This window comes from Caballeronia sp. NCF2 (assembly GCF_023631205.1).
Classification (GTDB): domain Bacteria; phylum Pseudomonadota; class Gammaproteobacteria; order Burkholderiales; family Burkholderiaceae; genus Caballeronia; species Caballeronia zhejiangensis.
Genome location: NZ_JALQDN010000063.1, coordinates 82,068 through 106,678, shown reverse-complemented (window position 1 = coordinate 106,678; position 24,611 = coordinate 82,068). Strand labels below are relative to the sequence as shown.

The window sequence follows — 24,611 nt, the reverse complement described above, 5'->3', positions numbered from 1 at the left end:
CCGGCCGAGTCATCCGATCCAAGTCATGAACAATTCGCCCCGGGCCTTCCTGCTGGGCCCGCTTCTCAAGAGCGTGTCGCGGTCGTTTTATCTCACGCTGCGCATTTTGCCGGCGGGCATGCGCGACCCCATCGGGCTCGCGTATCTGCTTGCGCGCGCCGCCGATACGATCGCGGATACATCGCTGATTTCGCCGCAGCGTCGGCTGGAATTGCTGCTCTCGCTGCGCGCGCAAATCAACGGAGCGCCCGACGACGGCGCGCTCGCGCGCATCGCGGGTGAGGTCGCGGGGCAGCAGGCGCAGCCGGACGAACGCGCGCTGCTCGAATCGCTCGATGCGGCGCTCGCGATCCTGCCGCAATTGAACGCCGACGACCGGGCCGCCGTGCGCGACATCGTCACGACGCTTTCCACCGGCATGGAGTTCGATCTGCGCACGTTTCCCGACGAAACATCGGGCGAGATCGTCGCGTTGCGGGAATTCGGCGAACTGGATCGCTATACGTATCTCGTCGCGGGTTGCGTCGGCGAATTCTGGACGAAGATGACGTACGCGCATATGCCCGGCACGCTGAAAGCCGCGCCCGACACGATGCTCGCGCTCGGCGTGCGCTTCGGCAAGGCGCTGCAGATGACCAACGTGCTGCGCGACTGCGCGAAGGATTTGCGCATCGGCCGATGCTATGTGCCCGAATCGATGCTCGCGCGGCATGGCCTCACGCCGCAAGATGTGTTGCGGCCCGAAACGTCGGCGCGCGCGCGGCCCGTGCTTTTCGAATTGCTGCGCACGTCGCTCGCGCTGTTTGAAGACGCCGTCGATTACACGCTCGCGATTCCGGCGAGCGCGATCCGTCTGCGTCTCGCGTGTCTCTGGCCGATCATGATCGGCCTCGATACGCTCGTCCTGCTCGCCCGCAACGAAGCGTGGCTCGATCCGCGGAAGGTCTCGAAGGTGCGCCGCAACGACGTGTACCGGATCATGGCGGCATCGTTGCCGATGGTCGTATCGAACGGCATGTTGCGCGCGTGGACCGCGCGCCGTGTTCAGGCAATCCAAGCCGAGATCAGCGCCGCAACTCGGCCATGATGCGTTCGGCGAGAAAGTCGCACGGCGGCCGTTTCGACGCCGCGCTGCGCGCCAGAACCACTTCGAGCGTGCCGATATCGGGCAGGCCTTGCGCCGGCCCGAGCAGCGTGAAATGCGCCGGCACCGCGCATTTCGCGAGCGGCGTCACGGCGAGACCGGCTTCGGCCATCGTCAGCAGACCGAGCAGGCTCGGACTTTCATACGACGTGCGATAGCCGATGCGCGCGCGCTCCAGGCTGCGGATCGCGTTTTCGCGCGCGACGCTGCCCGGCAAAAACACGGCGATGGGCAAGGGCCGCTCCTTCCAGATCTCGGTGCCGGGCGCGGCGGCCCAGACCATCGGCTCGTGGCGGAGAAATTCGCCCGACAAACCCTTCACGCGCGTCGCGCAGACAAGATCGACCGAGCCGTCTTTCACCATCGGCGCGAGCGCGACGCTCGGCAGGCCGACCACCTGAATCTCGACTTTCGGATACGTCGCCGAGAATTTCTTGAGGATCGGCGGAAAAAGCGACGACGCGTAATCGTCCGGCACGCCGATCACCACGCGTCCCGTCACGTCCGGCCGCACGACCGCCGCCCATGCCTCGTCGCGCAGCGCGATCATGCGCCGCGCGTAGGTGAGGAGCACTTCGCCGTCCTGCGTCGGCACCACGCTGCGCGGCTTGCGCACGAACAGCGCCTTGCCCAGCGCGGTTTCCAGCGTCTTGATCTGCATGCTGACCGCCGACTGCGAGCGATGCACGAGCTCCGCCGCGCGGCTGATGTTGCCGGTATCCGCGACCGCGATGATCATCGAAAGGACGTCCAGATCGAGCGCTTTCATGGTGAGCGACCGGTTGCTATCAGAAATTCTGAACGATTCTATCAAAATTATGCGTTTTTCTTTTGCTTCGCCGCGGCGCATAGTCGCATCCAAGGAGCTAACTCATGAACGCGCGAACCGATCTCTCCGTCCTCACTGCCGTGCAAGGTCTGCCTGAACCGTCGTTTGCCACGACGAAATCGGGCATTTCCGTGCCGTATATCGAGTGCGGCGAGGGCGAGCCGCTCGTTCTCGTGCATGGCTCGCTGTGCGATTACCGCTACTGGGACGCGCAGATTTTGCCGCTCGCGAAGCATTTCCGCGTGATCGCGCCGAGCCTGTCGCATTACTGGCCCGCCGTCGATGCTTTCGTGCAAGGCGAATTCGGCTGGGAAGCGCATGTCGCGGAAATGGCGGAGTTCATCGAGGCGCTCGATCTCGCGCCTGTGCATCTCGTCGGGCATTCGCGCGGCGGCTGCGTCGCGTTTCATCTGGCGCGCGAGTATCCACGGCTCGTGAAGACGCTCACGCTCGCCGATCCGGGCGGTCCGCTGCAAACCTCGCCGCAGGCCACGCCCGCCACGCTGCCGCCCGCGACCAACGCGCTGCGCACGCGCGTGGCCGAGCTGATCGAACAGGGCGAATTCGACCGCGGCCTCGAAATGTTCGTGGATTCGGTCAGCATGCCGGGCTTTTGGAAGAAGAGCACGGAGAGCTTCCGTCGCATGGCGCTGGATAACGCGCTCACGCTGCCGAAGCAATTCCGCGATCCGCTGCCCGCATACACGCGCGAAGCGGCGCGCGACATCAAGTGCCGCACGCTGCTGATCGACGGCGAGAAAAGCCCGCGCATGTTCCGCAACAACGTCGAGAAGCTCGAAGAGTGGATCGAGTTCGCGGAGCGTCAGACGATCGCGCGCGCATCGCACGGCATGAACGTCGCGAGTCCCGGCGCGTTCAATCGCGCGGTGCTGGCGTTCGCCGGCGCATGGTGAGTCGAAAGCGGCTCACTGCAGCTTCCAGATGTTCGCCGCGATCGTGCCTTCGTCGTTGAACACGTTGATGATGTCGGGCACGTCGCTGATCGGCACGTTGTTCACGATCAGCGCGAACGCGAGCCTTCGTCCGCTTTTCGCGTCGATATAACCCGCGAGCGCCTGACCTTTGAGCGTGGTCGTCGCGGTGCCGTCGGGGTTTTCGGTGCCGGTCACGTACGTTCCCGTCTTCGCGTACACCTTGCCTTTCGCGCCCGCGAGCGTCGGATCGGCTTCGAAGTCGGTCGTGCTCGCGAGCGAGCCGTCGACGCCGAGAACAGGCATCGAATCCAGATACGCCGGGAACGCCGGACGGCCGTTCATCGCGCGCAACATCGCGATGACCGCGACCGGCGTCGCCGTCGTTTCGCCGCCACCGCTGCCGTCGATGAAATGCGTCTGGCTCATCGGCACGTTGAACGGCGCGGCGGATAGCTTCGCGTTCTCCGCCGCGAGCGCCGACTGAAGCGTGGTCGAACCGTTGTTCGCGACGCCGAATAGCATGAGGCTCGTGTCCGCGCCGATGTTGTAGCTGACCTTCAGAATCCACTTCGAATATTCGCTGTACGGCTGCGATGTGAGCTGCGCGACGCGCGTATCGGCGGAATATGAATTCTTCGCGGGCAGAAGTTGCGTCGGGTTGTTTTCGACAACCGGCGCCGTGACCCTCACGCCGGCGCGCGCGAGCGCCTCGATGAGCACCGTGCGCGCATAGTTCTGCGGCGCGGTGATGCGGAACGTGCGGATGACCGGGAAATTCGGCACGATCGGCGGCACGTAATTCGCCGGAATCGAACCGCCGATCGTGCCGGTGCAGGCAAGCGAGCCGAAGCAGGTCGGGTCCGTCGGCGTGACGGTGATTTTCGCCTCGGTGCCCGCCGCCGCTGTCATCAACGTGGATTGCACCGTGAACGCCGATGATTTCGGCCGATAGTCCACCGGCGTCGCCGAGCCGGCGCTGCCCTGCGAGATGATCGTATCGACGACATCGTCATTCACGAAGATCGACCGCAATTGAAATTCGCCGCGAAAGTCGAAGGGTTCGAAAAGCCGATCGTCGATGACGACTTCGCCGTTGACCTGCTTGATGCCCGCTGCCGTCACCTGCGCCGCGAGCGCGTCGTAGCCCGCGAGCGGATCGGGCGCGGTGATCTGCGCGTTGCCGAGATTGTTCGCTTCGTTGTGGTCGAAGTTGGTCCAGGCGAGCGTGCCGTCGGCGTTCGTGCGGCCGCCCATCGAGAGATCGCCGCTCGCGACGAGCACGAGATTGCCGTTGAGCGTGCCGGCCGCATCGACGGTTCCCGTGCGATACACCGGCGTCTGAAACTGATGCTGCGCGCCGTATTGATCGAGCGCCGCGCCGAGCGAAAACACCTTGCGCACCGACGCCACATACACCTGCGCGTTCGAATTCATGTCGTAGACGAGATCGCCCGAGTTCAGATCGACGACGCGCAATGCCCACGTCGCGCCCTGATACATGGGCTTTTTCATGATCTGCGTGATGGCGTCGGGGACGGACGTATCGGTGGAATCGGAGCCGCCGCATCCGGTTACGGACGTGACGAGCGCGCAGCCGAGAGCGAGAGCGGCCACGCGTGCCGGACTTCCTGAAAGCGGGTTCATGACGCGGCTCCGATAAAGGCACATCGCGCTCCGCACCGGAGCGAACATCCATACGTCGGGACTGCTTCACAGCGCAGACAGGACATGTCGGCGGCCGCCCATCATTTCGCAGCGAGGCGGGTGAGTGAATTAAATACCTTACACGAGCCTTGTCAAGCGAGGACTATCGCGAATCCAGTGCTTCAGGCAAGCGCTTTTTGTTTGAAATCGTGAATGCTTTTCGTCTGCTTGTTGTGACGCGACAACGGAAAAAAGTTTGGCGCGGGCTAACATCTTCGGCACCTCATCGCGAAGAAGAGGACACCTTGAGCACGGCCCACGACGATCTCGATGCATGGAAACGCCGGCGCACGCTCGAACTGGCGTACGAGCTGGCCGATAGCGGCCGCTACGAAGATTTCACCGATATCGCCTATGCGCTGCAATTCGAGCGCGGCATGGCGACCGCGCAAGCGCTGATCGACGACCCCGACATGCGCCGCGTGCTGAACCAGCGTTGCGGCGACGCGCGCGAAAAGCTCGCGCCTGTTCCGGAGCCCGTTCCCGAACCGGAGGCGATCGAAGCTGCATCGGAAGCATCGAACGATCATGCGCAACTGCCGCAAGCCGGCGACTTCACGCGCGCGCCATCGCTCTTCAAGCGCGCCCTCGGCATCGTCTGGCGATCCGGCAACGCGGGCGGCCTCAATTCCGCTCCTTCCTGAAGTTTTCTTGTCGCGGGCCGTGCGCCAGCGCACGACATCACTCCATTTGCGCGCAAATGGCGGATTTGCACGACTTGAGCGCCCGTCAAAACCTTTACACTTGCAGAAGCTGAACCATAAGCCCGGACTGTGCGCGCACAAGTCCGGTGTTTGAACTTCGAGGAGGAAATGTTCGTGGCTAACGAAAAGATGCTCGCGCAAATGGCTGAGAAGGATGGTTTCATCGCTGCTCTGGATCAGAGCGGCGGATCGACGCCCGGCGCGCTGCGGCAATACGGAATTCCGGACGACGCCTACAACGGCGACGCCGAAATGTTCAAGCTGATGCATGAAATGCGCGTGCGTATCATCACGGCGCCTTCGTTCACGGGCAAGAAGGTGATCGGCGCGATTCTGTTCGAGCGCACGATGGACGGCGAAGCGGAAGGCAAGCCCGTTCCCACGTTCCTGTGGGAAGACCGCGGCGTCGTGCCGTTCCTGAAGGTCGACAAGGGTCTCGAAGCCGAAGCCGACGGCGTGCAGATCATGAAGCCGATCCCCGGTCTCGACGATCTTCTGGCGCGCGCCGTGAAGCTCGGCATCTTCGGCACGAAGATGCGCTCGGTGATCCATCAAGCCGACGAAAAGGGCATCGCCGCCGTGGCGAAGCAGCAGTTCGAAGTGGGCGCGCAGATCATCAAGCACGGTCTCGTGCCGATTCTCGAACCCGAAGTCTCGATCAAGAGCCCGGACAAGAAAGGCGCGGAAAAGATTCTGCGCGAAGAATTGCTGAAGGGCCTCGACGCGCTGCCGGAATCGAGCAACGTGATGATCAAGCTGACCATCCCCGACGAGGCGGATTTCTATCGTCCGCTGATCGAGCATCCGCGTGTCGTGCGCGTCGTCGCGCTGTCGGGCGGCTATACGCGCAGCGACGCGTGCAAGAAGCTCGCGCAGAACCACGGCATGATCGCGAGCTTCTCGCGCGCGCTCATCAACGAGCTGAAGAAGGACATGAGCGACAGCGAGTTCGACAAGACGCTCGAGCAGTCGATCGACGAGATCTACGAAGCGTCCGTGAAGAAGGTCTGACGCTTCGTTACTTGTTGGCGCGTTCGGTAGGCGGCGGCGTTTGCACGACGGGCGCCGCCGCCCGAAAAATGTCCTCGCGCGTGCCGCTTTTCGGCGGATAGATGCGCTCGCCGTTGATCGTGCGCTTCGTCGCCTTCGCCGTCTCTCCTTCCGAGACGAGCTTTCTGTCCCATCCTTCCGTATACACCGCGCCCCACGGCCCGAGATCGCAGATGGTCGTGTACCAGTCGATCGACAGCGGCAGCATCTCCAGCCCGAATAGATCGCAGACGGCGTTGTTGCCCGCGTAACGTCCCATCGGCCGGCCATGCTGGCACGACATCACCGATGGCCGCGTGCCGTCGATCAATATGCGCGCGCAATCGCCCGCCGCGAACACGCCCGGCACGCCTTCCGCGCGCAGAAACGTATCGACGGGCACGCGTCCGAGCGGGTCCAGCGTGACCGGCAATTGCGCCGCGAGCGCGTTCGCGTGCATGCCGCCGCACCAGACGACCGTCGCCGCTTCGATGCGCTCGCTCGCCGCGCCATCGTGGAGCGTGAGACCTTGGCCATCGACCGATTCGAGCGTCACGCCTGGCCGCATCTCGACTTCGAGCGTCTGCAACGCGCCTTCGATGACATGCTGCGCGCCGCCCATCGATTGCGCGATCCGCGCCGAACGATCCGCGAGCACGACGCGCACCTTGCCGCGATCCTTTTCCGCGACGATCTCGCGCAGGCGCGCGGGCAATTCCGCCGCCAACTCGATGCCCGTCAGTCCCGCGCCGACCACGACCGCGGTATAGCGGCCGGGCGTGTCGGGCAGCGCGGGCAAGGTCAGCAGATGCGCCTGCAGCTTGCACGCGCCCGCGTAGGTGTCGACATCGAATGAATAGCGATCGAGGCCCGGAATCGGCGGACGCACGAGCACGCTGCCTGCCGCGAGGATCATCCGGTCGTAGCCGAGCGTCTCAGATGCTCCGTCGCGTTCGATCGTCACACGGCGATTCGCGCTGTCGAGGCTCGTCGCCTTCGCCTGAATCAGGTGCACGCCCGCGGGCCCGAGCACGGTATCGAGTTGCACGAGCGTCGGGTCGAGCGGCTGTTCGTAGTTGCGCACCCGCACGCTATGAAAAGGCACCGGATTGACGATGGCGACTTCCGCTTCGTCGGCGTGCCCGAGTTCGTCCAGCTTGCGCGCCGCCGACAGCGCGCTCCACAGACCGGCGAAACCCGCGCCAATCACAAGGATTCGTTTCAAGGCCATTCCCCTGATTAAACGATCGTTCGTGCTATGCGTCGCGTAGAGCGGCGCTCCGTTCTTGGTTATAGGCGATTCGCAAGGCGTTGGTTCTCATCGCGCGTGCCCGTATTAGTCGGGTTTTCGCCAAAAGTGATTTCGCCGTTTAGGTATTTACCCTAGGGCGTGCGATACCTAAACTCTGTACAACGGTCGCGCACGAAGCAAACAAGGCAGCGTGAGCGGCAACTCAAAACTTATGGATGGAGGAAAGCATCATGAACAAGTTCATCGGTATCGCAGCGGTCGCTCTTGCTTTTGCCGCGCCGGTCGCGTCGTTCGCGCAGTCGAATCAGCCTTTGACGCGCGCCGAAGTCCGCGAGCAAATCGTGCAATTGGAAAAGGCCGGTTATAACCCGAACGTCATCAGCGATTCGAAGTATCCCGCCGACGTTCAAGCTGCCGAAGCGCGCGTCGCCGCGCAAAACGGATATGGCGGTGTGGCGGATGGTTCAGCGCAATCGGGCGCTCGCGTCAACGCGGTTCAAGCCGACGTTTTCCCGACGTTCGCGCATCACTGAGCAGCAAGCAGCAAGCCGCATCACGAAACGCGCTGGTCTCGGACCGGCGCGTTTTTTCGTTCTAGAGCGGAAAGCCGCCTGCGAACGTCTCGCGCAAATATCCGATGAAAAGCGCGACCGCGCGTGGCACATGCGGCGCATAAGGCCGCACCACGAATAGCTGATCCGCGAACGCGCCGACCGGACGCCACTCCGGCAACAGCACGACGAGCTTTCCCGCTTGCACGGCGGCCTGCGCGGTGAAATCCGGCAAGAGCGCGATGCCGAGATCGTCGAGCGCTGCATCGCGCAGCACTTCGCTGTTGTTCGCCGCGAAAGGACCGCTCACCGCGAGCGTATGAGGCCCGGTCGAAGTCTTGCGCCCGCCTTTCCTTTCGAACGACCAGATGCTCGATGCCTGCGGCCGCGGATAGACCAGGCAATCGTGCGTGACGAGATCGTTGGGCGTCGCCGGCGTGCCGCGCCGCTTCAGATAGGCGCGTGTCGCGACGATCACCGAACGGGTATCGCACAGCTTCCACGCGACGTGCGTATCCGGCACCTGCGCGCTGTGCCGCAGCGCGAGATCGAAGCCTTCGGTCGCGATCGAACTCAACCGGTCCGATGCCTCCAGTTGCACCCGCACATCGGGGTGCGCGTGCAGAAATCCGGCCATGCGCGGCACGAGCTGCTGCCGCGAAAAGGCCATCGGCGCGGTTACGCGGATGAGCCCGCGCGCGACGCCCGCCATCTCCTTGACGCTCATGAAGCTCGATGCGATGCGCTCGTACTGCTCGCGCGTATCGTCGACGAGCCTGCGGCCCGCTTCGGTGAAACGCACGCTGCGCGTCGTGCGCGTGACGAGCGGCACGCCCGCCGCGCGCTCCAGTTCGGCGATGCGCTGGCTCATCGCCGCTTTCGATACGTTCAGCCGCGCGGCGGCGGCCGTGTAGCTGCCTTGTTCCGCAAGCACGGTGAGCCAGTGCAAATGGGTCCACAGACCTTCGATCTTTTGCTCGTCCATCAACCGATTGTTTGCCAATATAAACAATGAGTTCAATCATAGCGTCTTTGCAAGGGGCGCATCGCTTCCTACACTGTGTCAATTGCCAAACCAGTCCGTGAGAGGAGACAGCATGCAAGCGTTCAACGACACCGCCGACGTCGTTCATTACATTCACGGCGAGCGCACGCATGGCTCGGCCACGCGCACGCAGCCGGTGTTCAATCCCGCGACGGGCGAGCGTCCGCGCAAGCTCGTGCTCGGTGAAGCCGCCGATGTCGATGCAGCCGTCGCGAGCGCGAAAGCCGCGTTCCCGGCCTGGCGCGACACGCCGCCGATCCGCCGCGCGCGCGTCATGCTGAAGTTCCTCGAACTGATGAACAAGCATCGCGACGAACTCGCCGCGATCATCACCGCCGAGCACGGCAAGGTCTTCTCGGATGCGCAGGGTGAAGTGTCGCGCGGCATCGACGTGATCGAATTCGCATGCGGCATTCCGCAACTGCTGAAGGGCGACTACACCGAACAGGTCTCGACGGGCATGGACAACTGGACGACGCGCCAGCCGCTCGGCATCGTCGCGGGCATCACGCCGTTCAACTTTCCGTGCATGGTGCCGTGCTGGATGTTCCCGGTCGCGATCGCGGCGGGCAACGCGTTCATTCTGAAGCCGAGCGAGCGCGATCCGTCGGCGTCGCTGTTCATGGCCGATCTGCTCAAGGAAGCCGGTTTGCCCGATGGCATCTTCAACGTCGTGCAGGGCGACAAGGTCGTCGTCGATGCGCTGCTCGCGCATCCGCAAGTGAAGGCGATCAGCTTCGTCGGCTCCACGCCGATCGCGAACTACATCTACGAGACCGGCGCGAAGCACGGCAAGCGCGTGCAGGCGCTCGGCGGCGCGAAGAATCACATGGTCGTGATGCCCGATGCGAACATCGATCAGGCCGTCGATGCGTTGATCGGCGCGGGCTACGGCTCGGCCGGCGAGCGCTGCATGGCGATCTCGGTCGCGGTGCTCGTGGGCGATGTCGCCGACAAGATCGTGCCGCGTCTCGCAGAGCGCGCGCAGCAACTCAAGATCAAGAACGGCATGGAAGACGACGCGGAAATGGGTCCGATCGTCACGCGCCAGGCACTCGAACGCATCGAAGGTTATATCGCGCTGGGCGTGGAAGAAGGCGCGAAACTCGTCGTCGATGGCCGCGGCTTCAAGGTGCCGGGCCACGAAGACGGCTTCTTCACGGGCGGCACGCTGTTCGATCATGTCACGCCGGACATGCGCATCTACAAGGAAGAGATCTTCGGCCCGGTACTCGCGTGCGTGCGCGTGAAGGACTTCAGCGAAGCGGTCGATCTCGTCAACGAGCACGAATTCGGCAACGGCGTCGCCTGCTATACGAGCGATGGTCATATCGCGCGCGAATTCGGCCGTCGCATCGAAGTGGGCATGGTCGGCATCAACGTGCCGATTCCGGTGCCGATGGCGTGGCACGGATTCGGCGGCTGGAAGCGCAGCCTTTTCGGCGACATGCACGCGTATGGCGAAGAAGGCGTGCGCTTCTACACGAAGCAAAAGTCGATCATGCAGCGCTGGCCCGAGAGCACGGAGAAGGGCGCGGAATTCGTGATGCCGACCGCGAAGTAATCGATCGTTACGCTTGCAACTAATCGCCCGTTTTTTCCGTGTGGAAGAAGCGGGCGTTCGTTTTTGTGCCCCGGCGCGCCGAACCGTATGAAACGCCGTCGGTTGACCGTTCATGTGCAAGCGGCGAAGATGCAGCAAAAACGACAGCGACGCGAAGCCAATCGACATGCAGCGGCAATTCGACGACCTTCTTCTCGGCAGCATCGAACTCTTCTGCCTTGCAGCCGAACTCGGCAGCTTCACGCTCGCGGCGACCGCTGCGAGCGTCACGCCGGCGGCCGTGAGCCGCTCGGTCGCGCGACTCGAAAAGCGCCTCGCCGTGCGGCTTTTCGTGCGTACGACGCGCCAGATTCGACTGACCGATGCAGGCCGTCGCTACTTCGAGCAATGTCGCGATGCGCTCAATCGTCTCGCGGAAGCGGAGCGCGAAGCCACCGGCCAGCAGACGACGCCGAAGGGCGTGTTGCGCATCAGCATGCCGACGCCTTACGGGCATTACCGCATGCTGCCGTTGCTTGCGGAGTTCAGAGAGCGTTATCCCGATGTCACGGTCGAAGCGCATCTGAGCAACCGCAACATCGACTTCGCCGATGAAGGTTTCGACCTCGCGATACGCGGACGCGCACCCCGCGATTCCGGTCTGATCGCGCGCAAGCTCGAAGATGCGGAGTTGGTCACGGTGGCGTCGCCGGCTTATCTGAAGCGCGCGGGCGTGCCGAAAACAATCGAAGATCTGCTCGCGCACGAATGCATCCAGTTCGAGATGCCAAGTACCGGACGGCCCGTGCCGTGGCTCTTCATGCAGAACGGCGAACTCGTGGAAATCACGACGCAAGGCGGCTACGGCACGTCCGGCGATGCGCTCGCGGGCATTCCGCTCGCGCGTCACGGCGCGGGTCTGTTCCAGATTTATCGCTTCACCGTCGAGGAAGAATTGCGCGCGGGCACGCTTGTCGAGGTGCTGCGCGATTACGGCGGATGCAGCAGGCCGTTCATCCTGCTGTATCCGCACGGCAGACATTTGTCGTCGCGCGTGCGGGCTTTTGTCGACTTCGTCGTCGAGAAGCTCGGCACGCGTTGAATCAACGTTCAGAGGATGCACATTCATGAGCAAGAACGCATTGACATCGCTACTCGGCATCGACGTGCCGATCATTCAGGCGCCGATGGCCGGCGTCAGCACGCCCGCGCTCGCGGCGGCCGTATCGAATGCGGGCGGGCTCGGCTCGCTCGGCGTCGGCGCGATGAACGCGGAAGGCGCGCGCAAGGTGATTCGCGAGACGCGCGAGCTGACGAGCAAGCCGTTCAACATCAACGTGTTCTGTCATGAGCCGGCCCGCGCCGACGCCGCTATCGAGCAGGCATGGACGAACTGGCTCGCGCCGGTGTTCGCGCAATACGGCGCGACGCCGCCCGCGAAGCTGAGCGAGATTTATACGAGCTTCGTCGTCGATGATGCCATGCTCCGGGTCTTCGTCGAAGAGAAGCCCGCGATCATGAGTTTTCACTTCGGCTTGCCGTCGAAGGAATACATCGATGCGTTGCGCAACGCGGGCATCAAACTGATTGCGTCCGCAACCAATTTGCGTGAGGCGGAGCAGGTCGTCGCGGCGGGCATGGATGCGATCGTCGCGCAGGGCATCGAAGCGGGCGGACATCGCGGCATCTTCGATCCGCAAGCCGACGACGACAACCTCGGCACGTTCGCGCTGACGCGTCTTCTCGCCAGCAAGTTCGACGTGCCCGTGATCGCGGCGGGCGGCATCATGGACGGCGCGGGCATTGCGGCGGCGCTTGCGCTGGGCGCACAGGCCGCGCAATTGGGCACGGCGTTCGTGCCTTGCACGGAGACGTCGATCGATGCGGGCTACCGTCGCGCGATCTTGACCGATGCGGCCGAACGCACGACGTTCACATCGGCGATTTCGGGGCGCAAGGCGCGCAGCCTCGTCAACAAGTTCACCGAACTCGGGCGCGCCGAAGGAGCGCCTGCCATTCCCGCGTATCCGATTACCTACGATGCAGGCAAGGCATTGCACGCAGCGGCGAAAGCAAAGAGCGAATTCGGCTACGGCGCGCAATGGGCAGGGCAAGCCGCCGCGCTCGCGCGCGAGTTGCCCGCCGCCGAATTGATGGCGCGGCTGCAAGACGAACTGCGGGAAAGCATCGCGGGATTGCAGCGATATGCATCGCGTTGAATGCGCTAGTTGTATTGGGTGACGACGGTCACGAGCGTCGTCGATTCGGCGCGCGCGTTTTCGGATCGCCGTATCAGAAGCGCGCCGCCTGCCGGGCCTACGTGATATGAGCGGCCCAGGGACGGCCCGACGCGCTGTCCCGCGCCGTCGATGAAATGCGAACTCACCGCAGCGGCACGATCGCCCACTACGACCAACGAAACCTCCGCGCTCGGCGCATTGTGCGGTGGCGCGTAATAGGTGACAACGGCGGAGGAACGTACGCCTTTCACATCAGCGGAATCGTTCTGGAATCCACTGGTTCCGAGCATGGAAGCAGATCCGGCAGCGATGTCAAACGGCGGCGCAACCAATGCACCTCTGAACGTGATCGTGCCGCCCGGAACGAGCGTCGCGAAAGCCGGCACGCAAAGCCCGGCAAGGGAACTCACGACGGCGCAGCGCAGCGCGTGCCGGGCAATATTCAACCACTTCGCTTTTCTCATCTCGGCCCCTGTAATGAAACTTCTTGTGCTCGGGATTCCTTATCTGCGCGCTGCGCGAACATAATCAGCTTAAGAACATAATAAGACGCATCCTATTTTTGGAGCAAATCTTTTTTGAGATTTGATAGATGCCTGCGAGACGGCATGCAAATAACTCATGTCGATCCTTTTAGGCAACAAAAAACGCGCAATGGGAAATTCCCGATGCGCGTTTCAAGCGTATTAGAGCGAACTGCTCTGGCAAAGCCAGAAGGGTTATGCAAACGAACTCAAGGTATTCGGCACGTCAATGCACTCTTGCACAGTCAGCGTAAGGATGGTCCGTTGTCCGATGTTTTCGCGCAGCACAACAGCGTGTTTGCGTAGGAAATATCGTCGATGGTCAGGGACGCAACGTTCGCCTTCAATTGCAACGAGGAAACGATAACCTCGTATCGAGAACGCATGAGATCGCGGCGAACCGTAAAGTACGAGTCGAGCGCACGCAGAACGTCGACCTGCGTCCGGCTGCCGACCTTGAAGCCCGTTTCGGTTGCGGCCAATGCTTCCTTTGATGTCTGCAATAGCTGTTCGAGTGAGATACTCCGAACGCGCGCCTTTAGATATGCAGCGTAGTTTTCACGCGCATCCTTCTCGGCCGTGAAGGACGCGGATTCGATCGCGTCCTGCGCTTTGTCCTGCTGCGCCAGGCTTTGCTTCAATCGCGCCTGTATCTCTCCGCCGGAGAAGAGCGGCATCATCACTTGGAGCATGGCTGTGGTCGTGGTGGTCGGGCGCGCATAGCCCGACGCTGCGCCAGCCGGCGTGTAGGTGCCGGTAAGCGAGACGACCGGATAGTGCGCCGCACGCGCCTTTTTCGAATCCATCTTCGCGATTTCGAGGTCGAGCTGTTTCGATTGCACATCGTAGCCGCTCGAACTCGCCTGACCGGCCCAGACATCCGGATCTTCCGGCTCGATACGCGGCAGCTTCGTGCCCGCTGCAAGACCCGCAAGCGGCGAGAATGGCTTGCCGCTCATCTGCTGTAGAACGCGACGCTTCACCTCCATGTCCTGACGCGCGTCGGCGTTTTGAATCCGCGCCTGGGCGAGAGCGACATCGATATCGCGCTCGTCTATGACAGTCGCTTCGCCGGCGGCGCGCTTACGGCGCGTTTGCCTGTGCTGTTCATCGATGGCGGCGAGATATTCGCTCGTACGTTCGAGTTCGTCCTCCGCCGCGAGCGCATCGAAATAGGCGCGAACCGCCTTGAGCATCGCCGCTTGCTGCGCGGCCGCGAATTGCACCGCGCCTTGAGCGACGACCAGATCGGCCTGCTGATAGGTCGTCCATTTGGCCCAGTCGAAGAGGGGCTGCGCGGCCTGAAAAGTCCATCCGTTTTGCCAATAGCTCTGACGCGGAAAACCGTCCGTTTTGATTTCGTTATACGCACGGCCCCATCCTCCGCTTATCTGCGGCAGCAAGGCAGCTCGCGCAATGGGAATGGCCTGCTTCGACGCCTCATAGGCGGCGCGTGCCTGCGCGAGATCGGCATCCTGTGAGAGCGACGCATTCACCATATCGAGCAGATCGCTCGCGCATGTGTGATTAGCCAGCGTCATGCAGACCGCAACCAAGACTGCTGAGAATCCCGGCTTGTTCATGCGTCCACCAGCACCGGATCAGATGCTTGCACGACGTGTTCAGGCACGAGCCCGCCATTGGCGAATGCATAGCGCATGTCGAATGCCGATGCCAAAGCCATATCGTGGGTGATGACCACCACCGTTTGCTTCAGACTGCGAAGCAGTTGCGCAATGTGCTTCACAGATGCGGGATCGAGATTCGAAGTAGGCTCATCGAGCATCAGTATCTCGCGTTGTTGATAGAGCGCGCGCGCCAGCAAAAGACGTTGACGCTGCCCCGCAGAGATGTTGGCAATCGTGTCGCTGATGACGGTTCGCGTGCGCATCGGCAGACGCATGACATCGTCGAGAAGGCCCACGTCGGAAAGCAGCCTGTGTATGCGGTCGTCGTCGGGATTCGCCGCAAACAAGGTGATATTGTCGGCAATCGAGCCGTGAAGGATGATGTCGCCCTGGCGCATATGAGCCATGTGGCGCCGAATTTCATCGACGGCAAGATTCGGCCACGCGATTCCGTTGAGTTCGATATGCCCTTCCCGCAGCGGCTCGGCCGCCGATAAGAGCTTGAATACCGTGGACTTGCCGCTCCCCGAAGGACCGGTGATGACGATCTTGTCGCCTTTGCGAATCGAAAGATCGAGATCGGCCAGCACGGGTTTATCGGATACGCCGTAGCTGAACGTCACGTTGCGCATTTCGATACTCGAGAAATCGCGTATCTCCGTCGCCCGTTCGCTCGCGCTCAATGGCGTGTAAGTTTCGGTCTGTGCTTCGACGATGTCGTCGACCCGCGCGACCGGCACGCTCAACATGAAGTACTGAAACATCGCGTTGATGGCGTTGGCAAAACGCTCCGACATCAACGACTTGTAGATCAGGAACGAATAGAACACGCCGACCGAAACGACGCCGCCGAGCATGAGCCGTGCCGCCATGTATGTGATAGTCGCCTCGATCATGTTTTGATCGCCATCGTGTTTCAAATGCCAGATCACCTGAGCAGGCGCATCCGTGACTTGTCCTTTGAGCCCGTTAGGCCGGAAGAAGAGCTTAATGCGCGTACGGAAAGCCAGTTGCAGTTGATTGGGGCTTGCTTCATCCCCGGTTGGCTTCGGCGGCACTTCGAGCACATTCAGATAGAAGAGGGATTCCTTGTCGGCAGGAAGCTCCTCACCGGTACTCATGATCCGCAAGGTTTGCGATTTACCCGGATCGATCCGCATGATGGGCGGCATGATGGTAAAAGGCACCTCGATGCTGTCGGGCTTCGCGTTCGGATCGCCCCGGTCGATCCATACCTTGGTCAACCCCGGGAGCTTTCCGTTGTTTGTTAATTTGACGGTAACTTCGGAATCGTTCTGGTTATAAACGATTCGCGTACCGGCAATCACCACGGATGCAATGGCGGTCGGGGCGAATGCAGCGATCGACAGGCAGATCGTTGCGAAGGTAAGTGTCTTGCGGATCAGTTTCATTGCGCGAAGAAATTCAATGCCACATTCGATTGGAAAAGCGGGGCAGCCGCCCCGCTTCCCGACCTCCCTGACAACTGAGAGGTCCCGGTGCTTCTCGACTTATTGATAATCGATGCTGTACACGACAGACGAATTGGCCGCGCCGGCAGTCGTGGCGCCCGTTGCGTAGTATTCAGCCTGGTAGTACAGCGTCGCTGCGCCGCTCGAGATATCGGCCGCTTTGGAGTTCTGCAGATCGGTCGAAAAGCCGGCCTTGATCTGGGAACCGTCGCTGTTGTTGATTTGCAGCTTGACGTTTTGAGCGCCGCCTGGCGCGACGATAAGACGTCCATCGACCGGATCGACGGTGGCGCCCGCCTCATAGAAGACCGAAGCCTTGCTGGTCGACGTTACCGGCGTGCATTTGGACAACGCGATATGGTAGGAAGTGGCGCCTGCCGTATCGCCCGATTTCGTCAAGGCATTCGTGGACAGCGTCGGAAGATTGACCGTAAAGTCTTTGGACGACGTGTCATTACCATTGATTTCACATGTCGAAGCCGTCAAGGCTCCATTGAACGTGATCGTTCCATCAGCGGCGAGAGCGCTACCTGCAGTAGCTCCCAAAATAGCGGCCATCAAAGTGGAAATAGCGAAAGACTTCATAAAGCAATGCTCCCAGGAATGTTTGGTTTCAGCATATGGCCGTGGAGGGGCCTCCGGAATTCCGGATCGTTAAAGACGTTGGATTCATACTGATGCAACGAACTTGCACTGGACGAGAGTCGTAAAGGTGGGTTATCTGGGGATAACGTGCCTTCTCGAATCCTGCGATCCCAGGCCAAATGCTGGAAACGGATATTAAGGGTTCCAAATGAAAATAGAAAGTCTGGAAATCCTAAATAATTATCCGTTAATAAATGCCTTAAAGCAGTAGTTAGAAATAATTCTAAAGCCGCATTTAGAACTATTTCTAACTTGGTATTTGAAACTGATTTTGGCCCGGCCGCTGGGCGCTTGCGCAGACTAAATCGAATCAGGCGGAGGATTTAGATTATTTCCTAACGCAGTTCCCGAGATTCCGAACTCGATGGCAATCTTTGGCTTATCGCGTGGTCCGCAACGCCATGCCGCCCTCGGTCAGGCTTCTGAGTTCGTCGAGCAGACGCGCGGCTGGACGCGGCAGTATCCCGTCGCGGCGCTGAAACGCTGTCAATGTTCTGGCGGCGCGAACGCCCGGAATAGGCAGAGTCCCCATGATCCCTGCCTTGCTTTCGGAGTCGTACATCGGTTCCGGCATCCAGCTCAGAAACGAGCATTCGGCTACCAGACTTTTAAGCACGGTCACCGAGCGCGTCCGGACGGCAATATCCGGCATGTCGAGGTTGCGAGAGAGAAACGTCTCTCGCATGTGTTCATAAGGGGCTGTACCTTTGGGCGGGATGGCCCACCGCGCGGTCAATGTGTCGGCGAGAGCGAGCTTCGGTTTCTTGCGCAATGGATGGCTGAAAGCCGCTACGACGAAGCTGTTGTCCTCCCATCGGCAGTCAGGTACGGCCACGATCTCGTCGCTGTCATTAGTGGCCGTGCTTAGAGCGAGGTCGATCTCGTAATTGATGAGCCCCTCCGCAAGGCGGTCCCACACGCCTTCGATGATTTCGACGTGCAAGTTGCCCCATTTCCCCAAGACACGATCGACCGCCAAAGGAAGGAAGTGGGCGGCGAGACTGCCAACCGCTCCCACCTTGATCGTTCCTTTGGCGAGTCCGCGCATCGCGTCGATCTCTTCGCGCGCATTTTCTGCCTCCCGCAATAGAAGCTGAGCATGCGGCAGCAAGGCAGCGCCAATATCCGTCAACTGCATGCCTTTGACGTGCCGCTCAAAGAGCGGCGCGCCCACATCTTCCTCCAGGCGCTTGATCGTTCGACTGAGTGCTGGCTGAGTCACATTGAGCGATGCTGCGGCCCTTCCGAGGCTGCCGGACGACACGATGGTCGTAAAAGCATGCAATTGATGGAGGTTGTAGCTCATGAGTTCGTTGGGGTGTTCCCTAGGGACACTGGCCTAGGGCATTGGCCATCAACTCAAATTGGGCTTGGAAAAGAGCATCAAAAACAGCCACTTACTTCAACATATGACATTTCGCAAAAGCTCCGAGCCTTTACCTGAAGGTAAAGGGTTTCGCGAAAAAAAGCAATATTCAAGCATGTCTTGGAAACCCATACTCGTTTCACCGAAGAGCAGAAACGCTCTTGAACCAAAGAGGAATCGCAATGACAGGCAGCGACAAACAAGGCGAAGGAAGCAGTCCGTCGACACACGCCACCGTCAGGGATGTCGTCATTAAGCTCGTGCGCGAACTGGGGATGACGTCGATCTTTGCTAACCCTGGATCGACGGAGCTTCCAATGTTTCGGGACTTCCCTGCCGACTTCCGATACGTCCTGGGCTTACAAGAAGCGGCAGTCGTCGGGATGGCCGATGGCTATGCGCAAGCAACTGGAAACGCAGCGTTAGTGAACCTTCATTCTGCGGCCGGCGTCGGCAACGCGATGGGCAATATCTTCACGGCATTCAAGAATCAGACGCCGCTCGTTATCACGGCGGGTCAACAAGCCCGTTCGATCTTGCCGTTCGACCCGTTCCTTTCCGCCGCACAGGCAGTCGAGTTGCCCAAGCCATACGTGAAGTGGGCGATCGAACCCGCGCGTGCGCAAGACGTGCCGCGCGCGCTGGAGCGCGCGTATCACATCGCAATGCAGGAGCCGCGTGGGCCTGTCTTCGTTTCAATTCCCGTGGATGACTGGGACCAGCCTGCGGAGTTTCATGAGCGCGCGACTGTCAGCAACTCGGTTCGTCCCGACCCGGAGGCATTGGCGAAACTCGGCGCAGCGTTGGACGCATCGAGAACGCCGGCTCTCGTGGTAGGTGCGGGAGTCGACCGGGCGGGCGCATGGAAGGAAGTCGTTCAGCTGGCCGAGAGACATAACGCACGCGTCTTTGTCGCGCCGATGAGCGCGCGTTGTTCGTTCCCCGAGGACCATCGACTTTTCGCGGGATTTCTCCCCGCGATGCGTGAAAAGATCGTCTCGCTGCTCGATGGGCATGACGTCGTTTGCGTCCTTGGCGCGCCTGCCTTTTCGTATCACGTCGAAGGTACAGGCCCGCACGTGCCGGCGGGCGCGGCGCTTTATCAACTCATCGACGACCCCAACGTCGCGGCGTGGACGCCCGGAGGGGCTGCGGTGGTCGGCAACGTCCGCCTCGGCTTGCTTGACTTGCTTGCGCGTGCGGCGCCAGACACGCGTCCTTTGCCTGAGCCTCGGCCAAGAGCACCTCGTGCCGAGCCGTCGCCCGTGATGTCGGTCGCCTTCGCGCTGCAAACCCTCGCGGAGGTTCGCGATCCGAACGACGTTGTCGTTGAAGAGGCACCGAGTTCTCGCCCGGTCATGCAACGGTATCTGCCGTTCACAAAGAGCAATACGTTTTTCACGATGGCTAGCGGCGGCTTGGGCTACGGCATGCCTGCAGCGGTCGGCGTCGCGCTCGCTCTTCCCGATCGCAAAGTGATTGGATTGATCGGAGATGGCTCGAGCATGTACTCGATCCAGGCGATCTATAGCGCGGTGCAGATGCGTCTGCCGATCACGTTCGTCATTCTGAACAACCAGCGCTATGCCGCGCTTCAAGAGTTTGCGCCGGTGTTTGGATTCGCTTCCGACGACGCTGTTCAGGGCACTGATCTTCCCGGCTTGGATTTCGTGTCGCTTGCCCAGGGCATGGGTTGTAAAGGTCTCCGTGTCGCGAACGCCGCGGAGCTCGCGGACAAGTTGAAGGAAGCCCTCGAGGCGGGCGAGCCGCGTCTTGTCGAGGTCGTGATTGCCTGAAGGGCCTACAGGAAAAGAGAAACATAAGGCGGAGACTATGAAGACGATTTCGATGCTTATCAACGGAGCGCATGTCGGCGCGAGCAATGGCGCGACATTCCAACGTTCTAACCCCTTGGATCAGGACGTCGCAAGCGTGGCCCCCGCGTGTACGCTGGACGACGTTCGTGATGCAGTGGATTCAGCTGCCGTCGCGTTTGCTCATTGGTCTCAGCAGGGCCCGACCCAGCGTCGTTCCTATCTCCTTAGCGCGGCGCAAGCGCTCGAAGCGAAGGCGGAGGCGTTTGCTTCCGCGATGGCGGCCGAAACGGGCGCTTCGCGCATCTGGGCCGACTTCAATGTGCGATTGGCCGCTGACGGCCTGCGGGAGGCAGCGTCACTGACCACGCAAATTTCAGGCGAAGTCATTCCGTCCGACGTCCCCGGCAGCGTGGCGATGGCGGTTCGGCAACCCGCAGGCGTATGCCTCGGGATTGCGCCGTGGAATGCGCCTGTCATCCTTGGCGTGCGTGCGGTTGCGCTTCCACTCGCTTGCGGTAACACGGTGGTACTGAAGGGCTCGGAAATCTGCCCGGCGACGCACGCACTCATTGCGGAAGCCTTCATGGATGCTGGATTGCCCGCAGGCGTCGTCAACTTCGTCACGAACGCGCCTGCCGATGCAGGTCCGGTTGTCGAAGCGCTGATTTCGCATCCGGCTATCCGACGTGTCAATTTCACGGGCTCGACAAAGGTCGGGAAAATCATCGCGGAAAGCTGCGCACGGCATCTCAAACCGTCTGTTCTCGAACTGGGCGGAAAGGCCCCGCTGATCGTGCTCGACGACGCCGACATAGCGGCAGCGGTCGATGCTGCCGCTTTCGGCGCCTTCGCGAATTCAGGACAAATCTGCATGTCCACCGAGCGCATCATCGTCGATCGCGCGATCGCCGACGAGTTTGTTCTTCAGCTCGGTGAAAAGGTTAAGACGCTGCCGCTCGGCGACCCTCGAAAGGGGCCGGTCGTGTTGGGCTCCGTTGTCGATATGGCGACGGTACAACGATGCAACGCCTTGATCGATGACGCCTTGCACAAAGGCGCGACGATGGTCTGCGGGGGAAAAGCAGAGAACACCCTTATGCCTGCAACGCTCGTCGATAACGTTGGACCGAACATGCGGATCTACAACGAAGAGACGTTTGGCCCTGTCAAGGCAATCGTGCGCGTCGACGGCGAAGAAGAAGCGATCCGATGCGCTAACGATAACGAATACGGTCTCGCTGCGGCCGTGTTCAGTCGCGATGTCGCGCGCGCGATGCGGGTGGCGAGCCGCATCCAATCCGGGATTTGCCACGTCAACGGGCCAACCGTCCACGACGAAGCGCAGATGCCCTTTGGAGGCGTCAAAGGTAGTGGCTTTGGCCACTTCGGCGGACAGGCAGGCATTGCCGCTTTTACCGACTTGCGCTGGGTCACTGTGCAAACGTCGCCGCGACACTATCCGTTCTGAGTTACGTCCCTGTCACCCTCGTCAACTCGTTCGACAACTCAGGTAAGACCGCAGCCGCGGTCGACATGTCAACTATGGAAATCGCCGTACTCGGTGCAGGAGCGATGGGGTCGTTGTTCGGCGGCCGCCTGGCGGAAGCCGGTCACTCAGTCACGCTGATCGACATCAATCAACCGCATCTGGACGCTATCGGTGCGAAGGGCCTCCGCTTGGAGATGGATGACGATACTCGCGCAATCACGAACATCAACGCGATACGACCCGAAGCTACGGATAAACCGCCTGACTTGCTGTTGCTCTTCACGAAGTCGATGCACACGCGCGCGGCCTTGTCCGGCATCGAGCATCTGCTCGGCGAGACAACCGCCGTGCTCACGCTGCAAAACGGACTCGGGAACGTCGAAGCGATTCGAGACTTCGTGCCGCTCTCCAACGTGCTTGTTGGCGTTACCACGTGGCCGGCGGACCTTGTCGGTCCTGGCTCGGTGAGCAGTCACGGCGAAGGGAAAATTCGCATGATGAGCGCCGACGGTGAACGCACTTCCCAAGTCAATGCCGTCGCCGAGGCTCTGAATTCCGCCGGATTGAATTGTCAGATCGACGACAACGTCTGGGCAGCTATCTGGGAAAAGGTGGCGTTCAACGCTGCGCTCAACAGCATCTGTGCGGTCACTGGAACGACGGTGGACCAGCTTGGACTGCTGGAGGACAGCAAGAGCCTGGCACTGACCGTGGCCGCCGAGGTCATCGCAGTGGCGAACGCCAGCGGCGTTTCCGCGGATCTGAGCGTGTGCTCGACAAACATCGTTCATGCGATCGAACAGCACAAGGGGCACAAGCCGTCGATGCTGCAAGACGTTCTGGCCCGGCGAAAGACAGAGATCGAAGGCATCAACGGCGCAGTCGTTGAAGTGGCCCGCAGCATCAACGTGTCCGTTCCGCACACGGAGACATTGGCAAAGCTCGTCAGGCTTATCGACGCGCGAAACGCATCAGCCGTTGCGAAGTAGGTAGCCGCGGGCACGTCAACCGAGAACAACAAACGTCCGCGATCATGCATCAAAAGACGCGCCGATCGACCCGGCGCAGCGTACCCAGGAGACATCGCCATGAAGATATGTTTTGCCATGCTCCCGCGCGACGTCGCGGACCTTGTTGCAATCGACAGACCATCGAATGTGCGCGCGGAGGTCGAGCAATGAATCCGCAGACCTTCAGCGCTTCGAAGACTGCTGACATTGGCAGTCTTCTCGACGACGGCCCCTTTACGCTCATTCAGAAGTTCGTCGTTTGCCTGGCCGCACTGTCGATCATCATGGACGGCTTCGATGGCCAGCTCATCGGTTACGCCATTCCCACCATCATCAAAGAATGGGGCATAACGCGCAATGCGTTCGCGCCGGCCGTGGCGGCGGGTCTGGTTGGCATGGGCGTCGGGAGCGCGTGCGCTGGCTTGTTCGCCGACAGGTTTGGCCGGCGCTGGGCGCTCATCGGTAGCGTCGTGGTGTTCGGCGCGGCAACCTGCGCCATCGGGCTTGCGCAAGACATACCGATGATCGCCGCGCTTCGCTTTATCGCGGGCCTGGGCATCGGCGGAGCGCTTCCCAGTGCCACGACGATGACCGCAGAGTTCACCCCGGCACGTCGCCGCACGCTCGCCGTTACGTCTACCATCGTTTGCGTGCCGCTCGGGGGCATGCTTGCCGGGTTCTTCGCCGGTGCCGTCTTGCCGACCTTCGGTTGGCGTGGCTTGTTCTTCATCGGTGGCACGATCCCCTTGGCCCTTGGCATTCTGCTGTTTTTCGTGTTCCCGGAGTCTCCCCGCTTTCTCGCTCGCAAGGAACAGCGCTGGACCGAGTTGCGTGCGCTCCTTGCGAGAATGTCGCGGCCGATTAGTGCGCAGACGACTTTCGTCGACGCCGCCGAGCAAAGGCTCGAACAACGCGACGGCTTCGGGTCGCTCTTCGAGCCGGCTCAGCGACGTAACACGATTGCTATCTGGAGTGCGTTTTTCATGTGCCTGCTCGCGGTCTACGCCGCCTTTAGCTGGCTGCCGACCATGCTCGCATCCGAAGGGCTTCCCGTGGCACTTGCCGGTTCGGGCCTGACCGCATATAACCTCGGCGGCGTCTTCGGGGCACTCATCTGCGCCTTGGCCATCACGCGCTTTGGTTCGCGTTGGCCGCTCCTGGTGTGCTGCGCCGGAGGATGTGCGAGCGCCTTTTTTCTGCGAGGCGTTGATGTGGCGAGTCACACGAGCCTCTTGGTTATCGGTCTGGGCGTCCACGGTCTCTTCGTCAATGCAGTTCAGTCGACGATGTACGCCTTGTGTGCGTATGTCTATCCGACTCGCGTGAGAGCAACCGGCCTCGCTTCGGCGCTCGCGTTTGGACGACTCGGTGCGATCCTCAGCGCATTCGCTGGCGCCGTCGTCATCACCGTGGGCGGAGCGTCCCTTTATCTCGCGATGCTCGGGGTCGCCATGCTGTTGGTACTGATCTCGCTGTCGCAGGTCAGAAACCATATCCCGGCGCTTCGTCAGAAGCGGCTGGTCACGCAAGTCGTCACTGAGTAGCGCGAGGTCGGCGACTGGCATGAGCGGCGCATTCTCGCTCCGTCTGCCAGTCGCAACTGCGGTTGGTCTTCCTCTGTCGTCGCTCGACGGCCCGTGACACACGCCAAGAAATTGCTTTCTTCCCCACGTTTCCAGTTCGG

21 protein-coding genes and 2 pseudogenes are annotated in these 24,611 nt (G+C 61.3%); 13 read left to right on the top strand and 10 right to left on the bottom strand.

Translation table 11 applies throughout. The features are described 5' to 3' along the window. Positions 1 to 25: 25 nt before the first annotated feature. The gene (locus tag NCS02_RS22515; RefSeq protein ID WP_250523295.1) at positions 26 to 1,087 is read left to right on the top strand and encodes a phytoene/squalene synthase family protein; all 1,062 of its coding nucleotides are present in this window, start codon (positions 26 to 28) and stop codon (positions 1,085 to 1,087) included. Here the strand turns inward: NCS02_RS22515 and NCS02_RS22510 are convergent. Further along, on the bottom strand, positions 1,065 to 1,913 hold the full coding sequence (locus NCS02_RS22510; protein WP_008348983.1) for a LysR substrate-binding domain-containing protein: 849 nt from the start codon (positions 1,911 to 1,913) through the stop codon (positions 1,065 to 1,067). The two genes, NCS02_RS22515 and NCS02_RS22510, sit on opposite strands and share 23 nt — an antisense overlap. Before the next feature lie 104 nt (positions 1,914 to 2,017). Between NCS02_RS22510 and NCS02_RS22505 the strand changes: the two genes are divergently transcribed. Beyond that, positions 2,018 to 2,887: an alpha/beta fold hydrolase gene (locus tag NCS02_RS22505; RefSeq protein WP_008348981.1), complete on the top strand. Its 870-nt coding sequence runs from the start codon at positions 2,018 to 2,020 to the stop codon at positions 2,885 to 2,887. Between the two features lie 12 nt (positions 2,888 to 2,899). Here NCS02_RS22505 and dacB read toward each other — a convergent pair whose 3' ends face one another. Continuing rightward, positions 2,900 to 4,552 (bottom strand): D-alanyl-D-alanine carboxypeptidase/D-alanyl-D-alanine endopeptidase, encoded by a 1,653-nt coding sequence (dacB, locus tag NCS02_RS22500; RefSeq protein ID WP_250519994.1) that lies wholly within the window; start codon positions 4,550 to 4,552, stop codon positions 2,900 to 2,902. Between the two features lie 305 nt (positions 4,553 to 4,857). Between dacB and NCS02_RS22495 the strand changes: the two genes are divergently transcribed. Further along, positions 4,858 to 5,256, top strand: coding sequence for a hypothetical protein (locus NCS02_RS22495; RefSeq protein WP_250436863.1), 399 nt, complete (start codon positions 4,858 to 4,860; stop codon positions 5,254 to 5,256). A 174-nt stretch (positions 5,257 to 5,430) separates the two neighbouring features. After that, positions 5,431 to 6,327 carry a fructose bisphosphate aldolase gene (locus NCS02_RS22490; RefSeq protein ID WP_250503372.1) on the top strand — a complete coding sequence of 299 codons (897 nt, stop codon included), beginning with the start codon at positions 5,431 to 5,433 and terminating at the stop codon, positions 6,325 to 6,327. 7 nt (positions 6,328 to 6,334) lie between these two features. Here NCS02_RS22490 and NCS02_RS22485 read toward each other — a convergent pair whose 3' ends face one another. Next, positions 6,335 to 7,570 carry an NAD(P)/FAD-dependent oxidoreductase gene (locus NCS02_RS22485; RefSeq protein WP_175982613.1) on the bottom strand — a complete coding sequence of 412 codons (1,236 nt, stop codon included), beginning with the start codon at positions 7,568 to 7,570 and terminating at the stop codon, positions 6,335 to 6,337. Positions 7,571 to 7,827: 257 nt separating this feature from the next. On the opposite strand from NCS02_RS22485, the gene NCS02_RS22480 reads away from it, so the two are divergent. Then, positions 7,828 to 8,130 carry a DUF4148 domain-containing protein gene (locus tag NCS02_RS22480; protein ID WP_033536520.1) on the top strand — a complete coding sequence of 101 codons (303 nt, stop codon included), beginning with the start codon at positions 7,828 to 7,830 and terminating at the stop codon, positions 8,128 to 8,130. A 61-nt stretch (positions 8,131 to 8,191) separates the two neighbouring features. Here the strand turns inward: NCS02_RS22480 and NCS02_RS22475 are convergent, their stop codons facing one another. Continuing rightward, entirely contained in the window at positions 8,192 to 9,133 is a 942-nt protein-coding gene (locus NCS02_RS22475; RefSeq protein ID WP_175982612.1) for a LysR family transcriptional regulator, read from the bottom strand. A gap of 112 nt (positions 9,134 to 9,245) precedes the next feature. On the opposite strand from NCS02_RS22475, the gene NCS02_RS22470 reads away from it, so the two are divergent. The 3 genes from NCS02_RS22470 to NCS02_RS22460 all read left to right on the top strand — a co-directional run bounded on the left by NCS02_RS22470 (position 9,246) and on the right by NCS02_RS22460 (position 12,955). Continuing rightward, positions 9,246 to 10,757: a CoA-acylating methylmalonate-semialdehyde dehydrogenase gene (locus NCS02_RS22470; RefSeq protein WP_008348966.1), complete on the top strand. Its 1,512-nt coding sequence runs from the start codon at positions 9,246 to 9,248 to the stop codon at positions 10,755 to 10,757. A gap of 166 nt (positions 10,758 to 10,923) precedes the next feature. After that, a complete protein-coding gene (locus NCS02_RS22465) occupies positions 10,924 to 11,838 on the top strand; it encodes a LysR family transcriptional regulator (RefSeq protein ID WP_008348964.1) in 915 nt (304 codons plus the stop codon). A 25-nt stretch (positions 11,839 to 11,863) separates the two neighbouring features. Further along, positions 11,864 to 12,955 (top strand): NAD(P)H-dependent flavin oxidoreductase, encoded by a 1,092-nt coding sequence (locus NCS02_RS22460; protein WP_250523294.1) that lies wholly within the window; start codon positions 11,864 to 11,866, stop codon positions 12,953 to 12,955. Positions 12,956 to 12,960: 5 nt separating this feature from the next. Here NCS02_RS22460 and NCS02_RS22455 read toward each other — a convergent pair whose 3' ends face one another. Continuing rightward, complete coding sequence (locus NCS02_RS22455; protein ID WP_008348961.1) at positions 12,961 to 13,266, bottom strand: hypothetical protein; 306 nt, start codon at positions 13,264 to 13,266, stop codon at positions 12,961 to 12,963. Here NCS02_RS22455 and NCS02_RS22450 point away from each other — a divergent pair. Further along, positions 13,265 to 13,504 carry a hypothetical protein gene (locus NCS02_RS22450; RefSeq protein WP_250503369.1) on the top strand — a complete coding sequence of 80 codons (240 nt, stop codon included), beginning with the start codon at positions 13,265 to 13,267 and terminating at the stop codon, positions 13,502 to 13,504. The two genes, NCS02_RS22455 and NCS02_RS22450, sit on opposite strands and share 2 nt — an antisense overlap. Positions 13,505 to 13,745: 241 nt before the next feature. Here the strand turns inward: NCS02_RS22450 and NCS02_RS22445 are convergent, their stop codons facing one another. From NCS02_RS22445 to NCS02_RS22425, 5 genes and pseudogenes are all read right to left on the bottom strand, one after another. After that, entirely contained in the window at positions 13,746 to 15,041 is a 1,296-nt protein-coding gene (locus tag NCS02_RS22445) for a TolC family outer membrane protein (protein WP_250519991.1), read from the bottom strand. A gap of 38 nt (positions 15,042 to 15,079) precedes the next feature. Next, positions 15,080 to 16,009 (bottom strand): annotated as a pseudogene (locus NCS02_RS22440) (ATP-binding cassette domain-containing protein); the annotation flags it as partial. A 141-nt stretch (positions 16,010 to 16,150) separates the two neighbouring features. Then, positions 16,151 to 16,540: pseudogene (locus NCS02_RS22435) on the bottom strand (fimbria/pilus periplasmic chaperone); the annotation flags it as partial. A 99-nt stretch (positions 16,541 to 16,639) separates the two neighbouring features. Further along, positions 16,640 to 17,185, bottom strand: coding sequence for a fimbrial protein (locus NCS02_RS22430; RefSeq protein ID WP_175982605.1), 546 nt, complete (start codon positions 17,183 to 17,185; stop codon positions 16,640 to 16,642). 439 nt (positions 17,186 to 17,624) lie between these two features. Continuing rightward, a complete protein-coding gene (locus tag NCS02_RS22425; protein WP_250436857.1) occupies positions 17,625 to 18,551 on the bottom strand; it encodes a LysR family transcriptional regulator in 927 nt (308 codons plus the stop codon). 242 nt (positions 18,552 to 18,793) lie between these two features. Between NCS02_RS22425 and mdlC the strand changes: the two genes are divergently transcribed. The 4 genes from mdlC to NCS02_RS22405 all read left to right on the top strand — a co-directional run bounded on the left by mdlC (position 18,794) and on the right by NCS02_RS22405 (position 24,471). Continuing rightward, positions 18,794 to 20,407: a benzoylformate decarboxylase gene (mdlC, locus tag NCS02_RS22420; protein ID WP_250503366.1), complete on the top strand. Its 1,614-nt coding sequence runs from the start codon at positions 18,794 to 18,796 to the stop codon at positions 20,405 to 20,407. A 37-nt stretch (positions 20,408 to 20,444) separates the two neighbouring features. Continuing rightward, positions 20,445 to 21,896: an aldehyde dehydrogenase gene (locus NCS02_RS22415; RefSeq protein ID WP_175982602.1), complete on the top strand. Its 1,452-nt coding sequence runs from the start codon at positions 20,445 to 20,447 to the stop codon at positions 21,894 to 21,896. A 74-nt stretch (positions 21,897 to 21,970) separates the two neighbouring features. Continuing rightward, entirely contained in the window at positions 21,971 to 22,906 is a 936-nt protein-coding gene (locus tag NCS02_RS22410; RefSeq protein ID WP_284502584.1) for a ketopantoate reductase family protein, read from the top strand. A gap of 188 nt (positions 22,907 to 23,094) precedes the next feature. After that, positions 23,095 to 24,471: an MFS transporter gene (locus NCS02_RS22405; RefSeq protein ID WP_250457533.1), complete on the top strand. Its 1,377-nt coding sequence runs from the start codon at positions 23,095 to 23,097 to the stop codon at positions 24,469 to 24,471. Positions 24,472 to 24,611 lie beyond the last annotated feature (140 nt).